12 protein-coding genes and 1 tRNA gene are annotated in these 13,297 nt (G+C 74.2%); 3 read left to right on the forward strand and 10 right to left on the reverse strand.

The window, feature by feature from the left end:
- The 8 genes from AB0K37_RS34400 to AB0K37_RS34435 form a co-directional block, all read right to left on the reverse strand.
- The coding region (locus tag AB0K37_RS34400; protein ID WP_363988169.1) for an SDR family oxidoreductase at positions 1-1,751 on the reverse strand (1,751 nt) is incomplete at its 3' end.
- Complete coding sequence (locus tag AB0K37_RS34405) at positions 1,748-2,581, reverse strand: M24 family metallopeptidase (RefSeq protein WP_363988196.1); 834 nt, start codon at positions 2,579-2,581, stop codon at positions 1,748-1,750. The genes AB0K37_RS34400 and AB0K37_RS34405, both read right to left, overlap by 4 nt.
- A 117-nt stretch (positions 2,582-2,698) precedes the next feature.
- A complete protein-coding gene (locus AB0K37_RS34410; protein WP_363988172.1) occupies positions 2,699-3,631 on the reverse strand; it encodes a metal-dependent hydrolase in 933 nt (310 codons plus the stop codon).
- 161 nt (positions 3,632-3,792) lie between these two features.
- On the reverse strand, positions 3,793-4,605 hold the full coding sequence (gene fdhD / locus AB0K37_RS34415) for a formate dehydrogenase accessory sulfurtransferase FdhD (protein ID WP_363988175.1): 813 nt from the start codon (positions 4,603-4,605) through the stop codon (positions 3,793-3,795).
- 106 nt (positions 4,606-4,711) lie between these two features.
- On the reverse strand, positions 4,712-5,338 hold the full coding sequence (locus AB0K37_RS34420) for a trimeric intracellular cation channel family protein (RefSeq protein ID WP_363988177.1): 627 nt from the start codon (positions 5,336-5,338) through the stop codon (positions 4,712-4,714).
- A complete protein-coding gene (locus AB0K37_RS34425; protein ID WP_345181133.1) occupies positions 5,335-5,526 on the reverse strand; it encodes a DUF3099 domain-containing protein in 192 nt (63 codons plus the stop codon). Before AB0K37_RS34425 ends, AB0K37_RS34420 begins: the two co-directional genes overlap by 4 nt.
- 39 nt (positions 5,527-5,565) lie before the next feature.
- Positions 5,566-5,661, reverse strand: a tRNA-Sec gene (locus AB0K37_RS34430).
- 10 nt (positions 5,662-5,671) lie between these two features.
- On the reverse strand, positions 5,672-7,513 hold the full coding sequence (locus AB0K37_RS34435) for an AMP-dependent synthetase/ligase (protein ID WP_363988180.1): 1,842 nt from the start codon (positions 7,511-7,513) through the stop codon (positions 5,672-5,674).
- 190 nt (positions 7,514-7,703) lie between these two features.
- On the opposite strand from AB0K37_RS34435, the gene selD reads away from it, so the two are divergent.
- Positions 7,704-8,693 carry a selenide, water dikinase SelD gene (selD, locus tag AB0K37_RS34440; protein ID WP_363988182.1) on the forward strand — a complete coding sequence of 330 codons (990 nt, stop codon included), beginning with the start codon at positions 7,704-7,706 and terminating at the stop codon, positions 8,691-8,693.
- A 97-nt stretch (positions 8,694-8,790) separates the two neighbouring features.
- Positions 8,791-9,066 carry a GlsB/YeaQ/YmgE family stress response membrane protein gene (locus AB0K37_RS34445; protein WP_363988185.1) on the forward strand — a complete coding sequence of 92 codons (276 nt, stop codon included), beginning with the start codon at positions 8,791-8,793 and terminating at the stop codon, positions 9,064-9,066.
- A 19-nt stretch (positions 9,067-9,085) separates the two neighbouring features.
- On the opposite strand, the gene AB0K37_RS34450 is transcribed toward AB0K37_RS34445, so the two are convergent.
- Positions 9,086-11,056, reverse strand: coding sequence for a propionyl-CoA synthetase (locus tag AB0K37_RS34450; protein ID WP_363988187.1), 1,971 nt, complete (start codon positions 11,054-11,056; stop codon positions 9,086-9,088).
- Between the two features lie 44 nt (positions 11,057-11,100).
- Positions 11,101-12,540 (reverse strand): MFS transporter, encoded by a 1,440-nt coding sequence (locus AB0K37_RS34455; protein WP_363988190.1) that lies wholly within the window; start codon positions 12,538-12,540, stop codon positions 11,101-11,103.
- Positions 12,541-12,827: 287 nt separating this feature from the next.
- On the opposite strand from AB0K37_RS34455, the gene AB0K37_RS34460 reads away from it, so the two are divergent.
- Positions 12,828-13,297 (forward strand): GTP-binding protein (locus tag AB0K37_RS34460; protein WP_363988193.1); only part of this gene is annotated, 470 nt, incomplete at its 3' end.

Below are 13,297 nucleotides of genomic sequence, written 5' to 3' on the forward strand. Positions count from 1 at the left end.
GCGCCTCGCCGCTCGCCCTCAAGCGGGGCATCGACACGGCCGCCCAGTACGTCTCCGACCAGCTGCTGAAGTCGGCCCGCGAGGTCGAGGAGAAGAGCCGCGACGATCTGCTCCGCCACGCGGTCCGGCCCGTAGCCGCGGCGCGCGTAGGCCCGCGCGACCCGCTCCCGGCTGAGCGCCTCGTCCTCTTCGCCCCGGCCGACGAAGCGGGACGTGCGGGTGATGTTGGTGTTGACGATCCCCGGGCACACGGCGCTGACCCCGATGCCCTGGCCCTTCAGCTCGGCGCGCATGCACTCCGACAGCATCAGCACGGCCGCCTTGCTGGTCGCGTAGGCGGGCAGCGCGCGGGACGGCGTGAACGCGGCGGCGGAGGAGGTGTTGACGATATGCCCGCCCTGCCCTCGCTCCACCATCTGGTGGGCGAAGAGCCGCGAGCCGTGGAGGACGCCCCACAGGTTGACGTCCAGGACCTTGCGCCAGTCGTCGGCGCTGTGCTCCAGGAACGGGCCGGCCATGCCGATCCCGGCGTTGTTGACCACGACGTCCGGCACGCCGTGCTCGTGCATGACCGCCTTGGCGAAGTCCTCCATCGCGCCGCGGTCGGACACGTCCACCTGGAAGGCGTGTGCCGCGGGGCCGAGGAGGCCGGCGAGTTCGGCGGTGCGCTCGGCGGAGGCCCGGTCGATGTCGGCGGCGACCACCTCGGCGCCGCGTTCGGCGAAGGCCAGCGCGGTCGCGCGGCCGATCCCGCTGCCCGCGCCCGTGACGACGACGAGGGAGCCGTCGAAGGACCGCCGGCCCCCGGCCACCCTGGCCCGCTTGAGCGCGCGCGCCTCGGCGGCGGCGAGCGGGGCGCCCTGTACGCCGGCGATGTGCTCGGTCACCCAGCGGGCGACGACGTCGGGGTGGCTGCGCGGCACCCAGTGCCCGGCCTTGAGCGTGCGCAGGGACAGGTTCGGGACGCGCCCGGCCAGCCCGCCGACCAGGTGCGGCGAGACGAACAGGTCCTTGGTCGGGACGATGACCTGGGTCGGGACGTCCGTTCGCCGGTCGCGCGGGCGGCGCAGCCGCTGGAGCATGTTCGCCCGGTACAGCCCGACCCCTGCCGCGGCGTCGCGCGCCATGGTCCTGGCCGGATGGCCCTGCCGGGGCGGGACGCCCTCTCCGAGCTCCAGGGCCTTGGCGAACGGCTTCGCCATCCCGGCCCGCCACAGCAGTTCCGGCAGCACCGGCGTCTGGAAGAAGTAGATGTACCAGGAGCGGAGGCCCTGTCCGGCCGCCCGCCGCAGGTTGGCCGGGGTGGGGCGGGCCAGGTTCCGCCGTGTCCAGTGCGCGGCGTGGTCCAGGCACGGGCCGGAGATCGAGGTGAACGAGGCGAAGCGGTCCGGCTTCGTGCAGACCGCCTCCCACGACTGGATGGAGCCCCAGTCGTGCCCCACCAGGTGCACTTTGCGCTCGGGCGCGGTCGCGTCCAGGACGGCCTCCATGTCGGCCATCAGGTACTCGAACGTGTAGCGCCTGCTCCCGCGCGGACGGGACGAGGCGCCCGCGCCGCGCACGTCGTACCGGACGACGTGGAACCGCTCGGCGAGCCGCGCCGCCACCTCGTCCCAGACGGCGTGGGTGTCGGGGTAGCCGTGGACCAGCAGGACGGTCGGGCGCGACCGGTCGCCCTGCTCGTAGACGGCGAGGTCGACGCCGTCTCCGCGGACGCGCCGCCGCGCGACGGGTGGGGCGGGGTGTGTCATGCGGTCGTCTCCCGTCGGGCCCACCGGTGCACGTGGGGCAGGTCGTCGTCGAGCCAGTGCGCGTCGTCCTCGGTGACCACGAGGATCTCCTCGAACTTCACGCCGACGCCGCGGAACCCGATGTGGGGCTCGACCGCCCACAGCCCGGGCGTCGGGGGATGCTGGGACTGCGCGGCCCCGTTCCAGAGCGGGGAGCGCCCTTCCAGGCGCTCCTTGACCAGTTCGCGGCCGATGGTCTGGAGGAACCGTACACCGAATGGGAATCCCACGCGCTTCGGGAGGATCCCACCGATGACGCCGATCTGATGGCCGATGACGCGCCCCGGATACACGCGGTGTCGGCTGTCGTACCCCTGGCGCTCGATGAGCGCGTCGACCTCGGCGTAGACGTCGGCGAACGTCCGCCGTTCGCGGACGAGGCGCAGGATGAGCGCCCGGTAGCCGGCGAGGTCGGCGTCGAGCCGCTCCCAGATCCTGTTCTCGCCGAGGACGCCGCCGTACCCGATGTCGGCGGAGTAGCCGTCCCGCACCGGAGCCATGTCCAGGATGTAGGGCATGCCCTCCTCCAGGCGCGTCCCGCCGGGCAGGAACTGCGTGGGCAGCCGGAAGCCGCGGAAGGCCGACCGGTCGCCGAACCAGGCGAACGGGGTGTGCAACCAGTCGTCGACGCCGCGTGCGCGCAGCCACCGGCGCATGCGGCGGCACGCCTCGCGCTCGGTCACGCCCGGTTCGAGCGTGCCGGCGATCTCCTCGGCGCACTGGTAGCACAGGCGCTGGACGGCGCGGAATCGTTCGAGCTCCGCCGCGTCGTGCACGCGGCCGAGCGCCACTTTATTGGACACCTTGTTAATAAATCGCCGATCCGTCGCCGGGTCAAGGGCTCGCGGAGTGACGCCCGCCACCGCGGCGTCCGCGGGACCGCGCCGCGGAGCGTGACGCGGCGAGGTCTAGTAGGGGTCGTAGCCCGCGGCCCTGGCGGCGGGCGACCGTGTGAGATAGTCCAGCGCGCGGGGCGTGGAGCAGACCTTGGAGGGGTGGTGGCCCGGCCTGAGGTAGACGGGCGCCTCGCCGAGCAGGAGCCGGAAGATCCCGGGCACATGGCCCAGCCGCACCGACCGCCGGTAGGAGTGGTAGACGCGCAGCGGGGTCACCCGCCCCTTGATCGTCGGGTCCTGCTTGAGCAGGTAGAGCGAGCCGCCGATCAGCGCCCAGTACAGGAAGAACAGCGACACCACCCACGCGGCGACCCGGGTCGGGTACCGGCCGCCCATGGCCTTGTAGACGTCGAAGACCACCGAGCGGTGCTCGACCTCCTCGGCGCCGTGCCAGCGCAGCAGGTCCAGCATCGTCGGGTCCACGCCGGCCTTGTCGAGCCGGTCGTTGTCCATGATCCACTGTCCGAGGACGGCGGTGTAGTGCTCGATCGAGGCGACCGCGGCCAGCTCGAAGCGCAGCCGGCGCCGCCAGGCCCGCGGATCGCGCTCCTTCAGCGCCGCCATCTGCGCGGGGCGCTCGGCGTTGCCCCGCCCCGCCGCGTCGGTGATCTTGGAGACGTCGATGCCGGCGCGCTGCAGGATCTGGTCCAGGACGCCCTGGTGGGAGCGGGCGTGCACCATCTCCTGCCCGATGAAGCCCTTGATCTCCTCCAGCAGCCGCTCGTCCCGGATGTGCGGGCGGGCGTCCTTCACGCACTGGATGAACCACTTCTCGCCCTCGGGCAGGACGATGTGGAACGAGTTGATGATGTGGGTGGCGACCGGGTCGTTCGGGACCCAGTGCAGCGGGGTCCGCGACCAGTCGAAGGAGACGCGCCGCGGCTTGATCGGCGGATGGCGCTCGTCGATGGGCGCCGTGCCGCCTCTCGCCTGGGGCCTCGTCATGCGGTCCTCGCCTTCCACGCGTCCGGGTCGGCCGCGACGTGCCCCCGCGCCGCGCGTGTGCCATTGGCAGTGCAGTCAACTCCCGCGGCGCCCGTGGTTTCTTGAGACGAGGCCAACAAGTTACCGCTCGGTTTTCGACCCGGGGTGACAAGTGGCGCCGCTCAGAGGCCGATACGCTCCGCACCCGTGTAGACGTTCATGGTCTCGCCGCGCAGGAAGCCGACGAGCGTCATCCCCGCGTCCTCGGCGAGGTCAACGGCCAGCGAGGACGGCGCCGACACCGCCGCGAGGACCGGGACGCCGGCCGTCATCGCCTTCTGCGTCAGCTCGAACGACGCGCGCCCGCTCACCATGAGGACCGTCCCGGTCAGCGGCAGCCGCCCCTGCCGCAGGGCCCACCCGATCACCTTGTCGACGGCGTTGTGGCGGCCGACGTCCTCGCGCAGGGCGAGGAGCGCGCCCTCGGCGTCGAAGAGTCCGGCGGCGTGCAGGCCGCCCGTCCGGTCGAACACCCGCTGCGCCGCGCGCAGCCGCTCCGGCATGGCCGCCAGCACGTCCGGGGTGAGCCGCACCGGGTCGCCGGCGACCTCGTAGGGCCGGTCGGCGCGCAGCGCCTCGATGCTCGACTTGCCGCACACCCCGCAGGCGCTGGTGGTGGTGAACGCCCGCGTCATGGAGTCGTCCGGCGGCGGCACGCCGGGGGAGAGCGCGACGTCCAGGGTGTTCTGCTCCGCGGTGTCGGCGCAGTACCGCATCGCCGCGATGTCGCCGGCCCGCCCGACCACGCCCTCGGCCGCCAGGAACCCGGCGACCAGGTCGAAGTCGTGCCCCGGCGTGCGCATCGTGATCGTCAGCGGCTTGCCGGCGACGCGGATCTCCAGCGGCTCCTCCGCCGCGAGCGTGTCGGGCCTGCGCACCCGCGCCCCGGATGCGCTCAGCCGCAGCACGGGCCTGCGCACGGTGATCCGCCCCATGACCGTGACGGTACCCCGGGAACCGGCCCCAAACGAAGCCCTGGCGGGGCCGGCCTCCGCCCGGGCCAGGGCCTGTCTCGAAGTGGCCGGGACTTTGAAACACGGGCTAGTCGGGCAGCCCGCGGGGGCGGGGCGCCCGCCACCCCTGGCGCATCGCGAGGACGCGCAGCCCGAAAGCCAGGACGGCGGCGCCGGCGGTGACGGCGCCGCCGTGCAGGCCCGCGCTCTCGGCGCCCGCGGTCACGGCCGCGCCGAGCAGCGCGGGCACCGCGTACAGCTGCCGGTCGTACAGCACCGCCGGGATGCGGCCCGCCAGCACGTCCCGCAGGATGCCGCCGCCCACCGCCGTCACGATGCCGAGCAGCACCGCGTGCACCGGCGAGAGCCCGTACTCCAGCGCCTTGACCGTCCCCGTCGCGCAGAACAGCCCGAGCCCGGCCGCGTCGAACAGCAGCACCGCCGGCAGCAGCCGCGTCACCTGCGGATGCCAGAAGAACACCAGTGCCGACGCCACCATCGGCACCAGCACGTACCCGAGGTCGGTGAACGCCGCCGGGGGGACGGCCCCGATGATCAGATCGCGCAGGATCCCGCCGCCGAGCGCGGTGATCTCGGCCAGCACCACCATGCCGACGACGTCCAGCCGCTGCCGGACGGCCGCGAGCGCCCCCGACACGGCGAACACGAAGATCCCGGCGAGGTCCAGCAGCCACGCGGCCCCATGGCCGCTCACCTACGGCGGTCCGTCCGGTCGATGTTCCAGTTGGCCACCACCACCGCGAACGGCGGGATCACCAGCGCCGCCACCGTCATCGCGATCGCGGCCGGGTGCGAGTACAGCCGGACCACCGCCCAGGCCAGCACGAACAGCGTGAGGCACGTGCCCATCATGATCCCGTAGGCCAGCTTGCGACGCCTCATGCCCTCACGTTACGTCGCGCCCCGCCCCGCGGGGCGGGGTGGCGGAGGCGTACGGGAATCGAACCCGCCGTCCCGAGATCCTCGGGACCGTCGGCTTTGAAGGCCGGGGAGGCCACCAGGCGCTCACACGCCTCCGGCGGCGATCTTAGCCGGTGTAGAGGCCGTCGATGTCGGCGGCGTACTTGGTGTGCACGACGCGGCGCTTCAGCTTGAGGGTCGGGGTGAGCTCCTCGCTCTCGGCGGTCCACTCGGCGGTGAGCAGGCGCCACCGCTTGACCTGCTGGACGCGGGCGAGCCGGGCGTTGGCGTCCTCGACGGCCCGGGCGACCTCCTCCAGGACGAGGGGGTGGTCGGCGAGGGCGGCCAGGTCGGTGGTGTCGACGCCGTGGGCGGCCGCCCAGACGGGCGCGACCTCCCCGTCGAGGGTGATGAGCGCGACGACGTAGGGGCGGCGGTCGCCGAAGGCGAGGGCCTGGCCGATGAGCGGGTGCTCCTTGAGGCGGTTCTCCACCAGGGAGGGGGCGATGTTCTCGCCGCCGGCGGTGATGATCAGTTCCTTCTTGCGGTCGACGACGGTGAGGAAGCCGTCCGCGTCCAGGCGGCCGATGTCGCCGGTGTGCACCCAGCCGTCGGCGTCGATGAGGCCGGCGGTGGCGTCGGGGCGGTTCAGGTAGCCGGGGGTGCAGGTGGCGCCGCGGACGAGGATCTCGCCGTCGTCGGCGAGCCTGAGCTCGACGCCGGGGAACGGGCGGCCGACGGTGCCGAGCTTGAAGGAGTCGGCGAGGTTGGCGGTGACGGCGCCGGTCGTCTCCGTCATCCCGTAGGCGTCGAAGATCTTCAGGCCGAGCCCGGCGAAGAACCGGGCCACCTCGACGGGCAGCGGCGCGGCGGCGCTGGAGGCCTGGCGGACGCGGTCCAGGCCGAGGAGGGCGCGCATGGGGGTGAGGACGGCCTGGTCGGCCCGCTCGAAGGCCTCGGCGATCTGCGGGGTGAGAGTGTTGCCGTGCTCCTGCGCCGTGACGTACGCGCGGCCGGCGTCCAGGGCGGCGGCGACGGCCCGCTTCTTCGCCTCGTCCCGCTCGGCCGACAGCACCGCCTGGATGCCGGCCATGATCTTCTCCCAGACGCGCGGGACGCCGAAGAAGGAGTGCGGCCGCACCTCGCCGAGGATCGTCGTCAGCTGGGCCGGGTCGGGGCAGAAGTGGATGTGGGAGGCCAGCCGGACCGGCAGGTAGTAGCTCAGCACCCGGTCGGCGATGTGCGCGAACGGCAGGTAGGAGATGCCGGCGGGGTGCTCGGGCAGGACGGAGCTGCGCTCGACCATCTCCGCCTCGTGCAGCGCCATCGAGTGCGTGATCAGGACGCCCTTGGGGTCGCCGGTGGTGCCGGAGGTGTACAGCAGCGTGGCGGTGTCCCCGGGCCCGACCGCCTGCCAGCGCCGGTCGACCGCGAGCGGGTCGGCGGCCAGCTCGCGGCGGCCGAGCTCGGTGAGGGCCTCCCAGCTGAGGAAGCGGTCGCCGGGCGGGCAGGCGGCGGGGTCCACCACGATGATCTTGCGGAGGTCCGGGAGGCGGTCCAGGACGGGCAGCCAGCGGCCGAGCTGGTCCGCGCCGTCCAGCACGGCGTACCTGGCCGCGCAGTCCGCGGCGACGAACGCGATCTGGTCGGGCGCGAGCGTCGCGTACACCGTGGTGGGGACGCCGCCGGCGTGCACGGCGCCGAGGTCGGCCAGCACGTGCTCGGAGCGGTTCGGCATCATCAGCGCGACGACGTCGCCGGCCTCCAGGCCGAGGGCGGCGAACCCGGCGGCCGTCTCCAGCGCGCGGGTCCGCGTGTCCGCCCAGGTGAGCGTGCTCCACTCGCCGCCGGTCCGGTCGGAGTAGGCGGGCCTTCCGCCGTGCCGTGCGGCGGTCGCGGCGAGGGCGGTGCAGATCGTCTGCCCCGCGACGGCCCGGTCGAGGTCGGCCCGCTGTTCCTGGATCCCCATGTCGCCCCTCGTGGTAGGTGGCCGAAGTAAGTGATGACTTGCAAGAAGGAGATCGCATCACGCCGAACCGGGTTCGGACAAGGGGTTCGGGGGTTTTCGGCGCTGGTCGCGGGCCCGGTCGGCGATCGGTGACCGGGCGCGTACCGTCCGTTTGTTGATCATTTGAGGTAGTTGTGCGTTAAATTCAGCGGTGACCCGACTCGCCCCCGTGGCCCGCCTGACGCAGTACGCGCGCGGCGGCGGCTCCAGCAAGCTTCCGCCAGGGGAACTGGAGCGGGTCGTGGCCGGCCTCACCGGCGGGGACGACGCCCTCCTCGTCGGCGGCCCCGACGGCGACGGCGCCGCCGTGCTGCGCCTCGACGGCGGCCGGGCCGTGGTCTCCACCGCCGACTTCCGCACCCCCGTCGTCGACGACGCCTACGACTGGGGCCGGATCGCCGCCGCCAACGCGCTCTCCGACGTCTACGCCGTCGGGGGCGTGCCGCTGATGGCCCTGAACCTGCTCGGCTGGCCCGCCGACGCGCTGCCCGCCGAACTGGCCCGCGAGGTGCTGCGCGGCGGGCGGGACATGGCGGCCCTGGCCGGCGTCGCGATCGCCGGCGGGCACAGCATCGAGGACCCCGAGCCGAAGTACGGCCTCGCGGTCACCGGCACCGCCGACCCGGACCGCCTGCTGCGGCTGGACGCGGGCCGTCCCGGCGTCCCGCTCACGCTGACCAAGCCGCTCGGGGTCGGCGCGCTCAACGCCCGGCACCGGGCGACCGGGGAGGTGTTCCCGCACGCGGTCGCGGCCATGACGGAGCTGAACGCGGCGGCGGGCCTGGCCGCCCTCGAGCGCGGCGCCGCGTGCGCCACCGCCGTCTCCGGCTTCGGCCTGCTCGGCCACCTGTACAAGCTGGCGCGGGCGAGCGGCGTCACCGCCGTCGTGGACGCCTCCGCCGTCCCCTGCCTCGACGGCGCGCGCGCCGCCGTGCGGGACGGTTTCGTGCCCGGCGGCACCCGCCGCAACCTCGCGTGGGTGTCGCCGCACACCCTCTTCCGCCGGATCGCGGAGGAGGAGCGGCTGCTGCTCGCCGACGTCCAGACCTCCGGCGGGCTGCTGGTCGCCGGGGAGATCCCGGGCGCGCCGGTCGTCGGGGAGCTCGTCGGCCGGGGGCGGCACACCCTCGTCGTCCGCTAGCGCCGCCCGGCCGTCCGGCCCGCGCCGCCCGTGTCGCCGATCGAGGTGGCGGGTAGGTTCCCGGCACGGCCTCATCGGGGGGCGGGGGAGGCGAGGCATGACCATCGGCGGACTCGTGGCCGCCGCCGTCCTGGGCGCCGCCATCGGTGCCCTGGGCAGGCTCGTCGTGCCGGGCCGCGAGACCATGCCGGCGTGGCTGCTGATGGCGGCCGGCGTCGTCGCGGCGTTCGGCGGGACGGGCCTGGTCCACCTGTTCAGCCTCGGCGACGGCGGCTGGAACCTGTGGGAGGCGCTCTTCCAGATCCTCCTCTCGGTGGCCGCCGTCGTCCTGGTGGCGGCGTTCTGGCCGAAGCGGACCGGCCGCGACCCGTGACGCCCCTGCGCGGCGGTTCCTACGCCCGGCGCAGCACGGGGCGCAGGCCCTCCAGCACGTCCGGGTCCTCGATCGTGGACGGCACGGTCACCTCCTGCCCGTCGGCGATGCCCCGCATGACGCCTCGCAGGATCTTGCCCGACCGCGTCTTCGGCAGCGCCGGCACGACGGAGATCTCCTTGAGCGCGGCGACGGGCCCGATCTGCTCGCGCACCATCGCGACCAGTTCGGCGCACACCTCGCCCGGCTCGGCCAGGATGCCGCTCTTGAGCACGACCAGCCCGCGCGGCACCTGCCCCTTGAGCGCGTCCTGCACGCCGATGACGGCGCACTCGGCGACGGCCGGGTGGGAGGAGATGACCTCCTCCATAGTCCCGGTGGACAGCCGGTGCCCGGCCACGTTGATCACGTCGTCGGTGCGGCCCATCACCCAGACGTAGCCGTCCTCGTCGATGTGCCCGCCGTCGCCGGTCAGGTAGTGGCCGGGGAACTTCGTCAGGTACGACTCGACGAAGCGCTCGTCGTCCTGCCACAGCGTGGGCAGCGTGCCCGGCGGCAGCGGCAGCCGGATCGCGATGTCGCCGTCGGCGCCGGGCGGGACGGGCGAGCCGTCCGGGCCGAGGACCCGCACGTCGTACCCGGGCACCGGCACCGACGGCGACCCCGCCTTGACCGGCATCGGCTCCAGCCCGCGCAGGTTCGCCACGATCGGCCAGCCGGTCTCGGTCTGCCACCAATGGTCGATCACCGGGCGGTCCAGGACGCGCGAGGCCCACCGGTAGGTGTCGGGGTCGAGGCGCTCGCCGGCGAGGAACAGCGTCTCCAGGGCGGACAGGTCGTGCCCGGCGAGCAGCGCGCCCTCGGGGTCCTCCTTCTTGATGGCCCGGATCGCGGTCGGCGCGGCGAACAGCGCCTTCACCCGGTGCTGCGCGGCCACCCGCCAGAACGCGCCCGCGTCCGGCGTCCCGACCGGCTTGCCCTCGTACAGCACGGTCGTGCAGCCGCTGAGCAGCGGCGCGTACACGATGTAGGAGTGCCCGACGACCCAGCCGACGTCGGAGGCCGCCCAGAACACGTCGCCCCGCCCCACGCCGAACACGTTCTCCATCGACCAGCGGAGCGCCACCGCGTGCCCGCCGTTGTCGCGCACGACGCCCTTCGGCCGCCCGGTCGTGCCGGAGGTGTAGAGGATGTAGAGCGGGTCGGTGGCGGCGACGGGGACGCACCCGGCGGGCTCGGCGGCCGCGACGGCCTCGTCCCACTCCACGTCCCGCGGGCGGACGAGGTCGGCGTGCAACTGCTCGCGCTGCCGGATCACGCACCGCTCGACCTTGTGCCGGGCCAACTCCAGCGCCCGGTCCAGCAGCGGCTTGTAGGGGACGACCCGGCCCGCCTCGATCCCGCAGGACGCCGACACGACCGCCTTCGGGCGGGCGTCGTCGATGCGCACCGCCAGCTCCCGTGCCGCGAACCCGCCGAAGACCACCGAGTGCACGGCGCCGAGCCGCGCGCACGCCAGCATCGCGATGACCGCCTCGGGCACCATCGGCAGGTAGATGACCACGCGGTCGCCGCGGTCGACGCCCAGCGCGCGCAGCGCCCCGGCGAACCGCGCGACATGGCCGGTCAGCTCCCGGTAGGTGTAGGTCCGCACGGTCCCGGTGACCGGGCTGTCGTAGATCAGCGCGGCCTGGTCGCCGCGGCCCTCCTCGACGTGCCGGTCCAGCGCGTTGTCGCAGGTGTTGAGCTCACCGCCGGTGAACCACCGGTAGAAGGGCGGCGCCCCGTCGTCCAGCACCCGGTCCGGCGGGACGAGCCACCGCACGTCCCGTGCCGCCAGCCCCCAGAAGCGGGTCGGATCGGCGATGCTGCGTTCGTACGCGGCCGCGTAGGCGCCCATGTCGTCCTCCCGGTGACGGGTCCTGGCCCGGATCTGCGCGGAGGCCCGGACCGGCGTCGCCGCGATTCGGGCCGCACCCCTATAGGGCATGGCGCGGGGCCGGTTCGTCAAGGGCCCGCGCCGCCGGGCGGGCTCTACCCGGGGTGGCGCAGGGCGTGCGCGACGGCGATGAGGGCGGCCAGCGCCGCCCCCGCGGAGACGACCCAGAAGCACAGCTCGTAGGCGCCGAGGGAGGGGACTCCGGCGCCCGCGGCCCGTCCGGCCAGGATCGACGCCGTGACGGCGCCCGCGACGCTGCCGCCGGTGGTGCGGACGAGCGAGTTGATGCCGCTGGCGATCCCGCTCTGGTCCATCGGGACGTGCCGGACGGCGAGCGTGCCGAGCGCGGCGTAGGCGATCCCGAACCCGACGCCCTGGATGGCGCTGAACGCGAGCATGTCGTACCCGTGCGAGTTCGACACCGCGAGCCACGCGTAGCACAGCCCGGCGAACGCCGACCCGATCGCGAGGGTGTACGCGGGGCCGAGGCGCGCCGCGAGGCGCCCGGCCATCGCCGAGAACACCAGCATTGTCACGGTGCTCGGCAGCATGTAGAGCCCGACGTCCAGCACCGAGCCGCCGAGCCCGTACCCGACCTCCTCCGGCCGCGCCTGGACGAAACCGGCGATCAGCGTGAAGGCGGCGAACATCGAGAAGCCGAGCAGCGCCGAGACGACGTTGGCCGACAGGGACCGGGGGCCGACCAGCAGGCCCAGCCGCACCAGCGGCGCGCGGACCCGCAGCTCGACCGCCACCCAGACCGCGCACAGCGCGGCCGCGGCGCCGAACAGCGCCAGGACCCCGCCGGACGTCCAGCCCCAGGCGTTGCCCTCGCTGATGCCGAGCAGGAGGCAGACCAGCCAGCAGGCGAGCAGGGCCGCGCCCGGCAGGTCCGGCCGGCCGCCGGCGCGGACGCCGACGTCGCGCGCCGTCGCGGCGACCAGCACCAGCCCCGCCGCCGCCAGCGCGGCGGCGATCCAGAACACCGGGTGGTGGCTGCCGGTGCGGGTGGCGATCAGCCCGGTCACGATCATGCCGGCGCTGCCGCCGACGCCCATGGTGGCGCTGACGATGCCGATCGCCGTGGTCACCCGCTCGGCCGGGAACGTGTCGCGGATCATGCCGATGGCGAGCGGGATCAGCGCCGCCGAGACGCCCTGCAGGGCGCGCCCGGCGATCAGCACCGGCAGCGTGCCGGACACCGCGCACAGCACCGAGCCGGCCAGCAGCAGCGCGAGGGCGAGCAGGATCATCCGCTTCTTGCCGTACATGTCGCCGAACCGCGTCAGCAGCGGGGTGGCGACGGCGCCGGCCAGCAGGGACGCGGTGAACACCCACGTCACGTCCGTGATGGGGGCCTCGAAGCGGGCCATGAGCTGCGGCAGCAGCGGAAGCACGAGCGTCTGCTGCACCGACACGACCATCCCGGCGGCGGCGAGCGCGAGCAGGGTGGGGCCGGTGGGCCGGGCGGCCGCTGCGCCGGCTCCCGGCGCCGCCGGGGCGCCTGTGCTCCGAGCCGCCGGGGCGCCGGTCATGCGAACCTCCCGCATCGGCCGGTCGCCGGACCCGGCGCGCGGCATGTAGTTACTTACCCTAAATAAGTGTAGAGCGGGCCAATCGCACCTTGATGTCCGCCGGTCCGGCGCGACGCGCCAGCGCGTCGCGGTTTGCGCGGGGCCCGGGCGTCCCTAGGGTTGCCTTTCGTGGACCTTCGTCTGCGCAACTCCCGCACCACCCTCCGAACCGCCGCCCCCCGCACCGCCACTCCCCGCACGGCCCGTTCTCGCGCGGCCATCGGCGTTCAGGCCCGGAAAGGACGCTGATGCACGTCGTCACCACCGCCGGACACGGTGGGCACGGCAAGTCGGCGCTCGTGCGCGCCCTCACGGGCAGGAGTCCCGGCGAGACGGGCGCCTGGACGGAGCTGCCCTCGGGGAGGCACGTCGCGTTCATCGACGCGCCCGGCGACGAGCGGTCCGTTCCGGAGTGGCTCGCCGGGGCGGCGCCCGCGTCCGCGGTCCTGCTCGCCGTCGCCGCCGACGAGGGGTGGATGCCGCAGACCCGCGAGCACCTGGAGGCCCTCTCCGCGCTCGGCCTCCGGTCCGGCGTCATCGCGGTCACCAAGGCCGACGCCGCCGACCCCGGGCCCGCGCTGCGCCAGATCCGCGAGCGGCTGGCCGGGACCGCGCTGCGCGGTGCGGAGGCCGTCGCGGTGAGCGCCGCCACCGGCGCCGGGGCTGGGACGTGCCCATGGCGACGTACGGGCCGGGCGACAGCTCGCTGGACCACTCC

Origin of the sequence: Actinomadura sp. NPDC049753 (assembly GCF_040674655.1) — a bacterium.
Classification (GTDB): domain Bacteria; phylum Actinomycetota; class Actinomycetes; order Streptosporangiales; family Streptosporangiaceae; genus Spirillospora; species Spirillospora verrucosospora.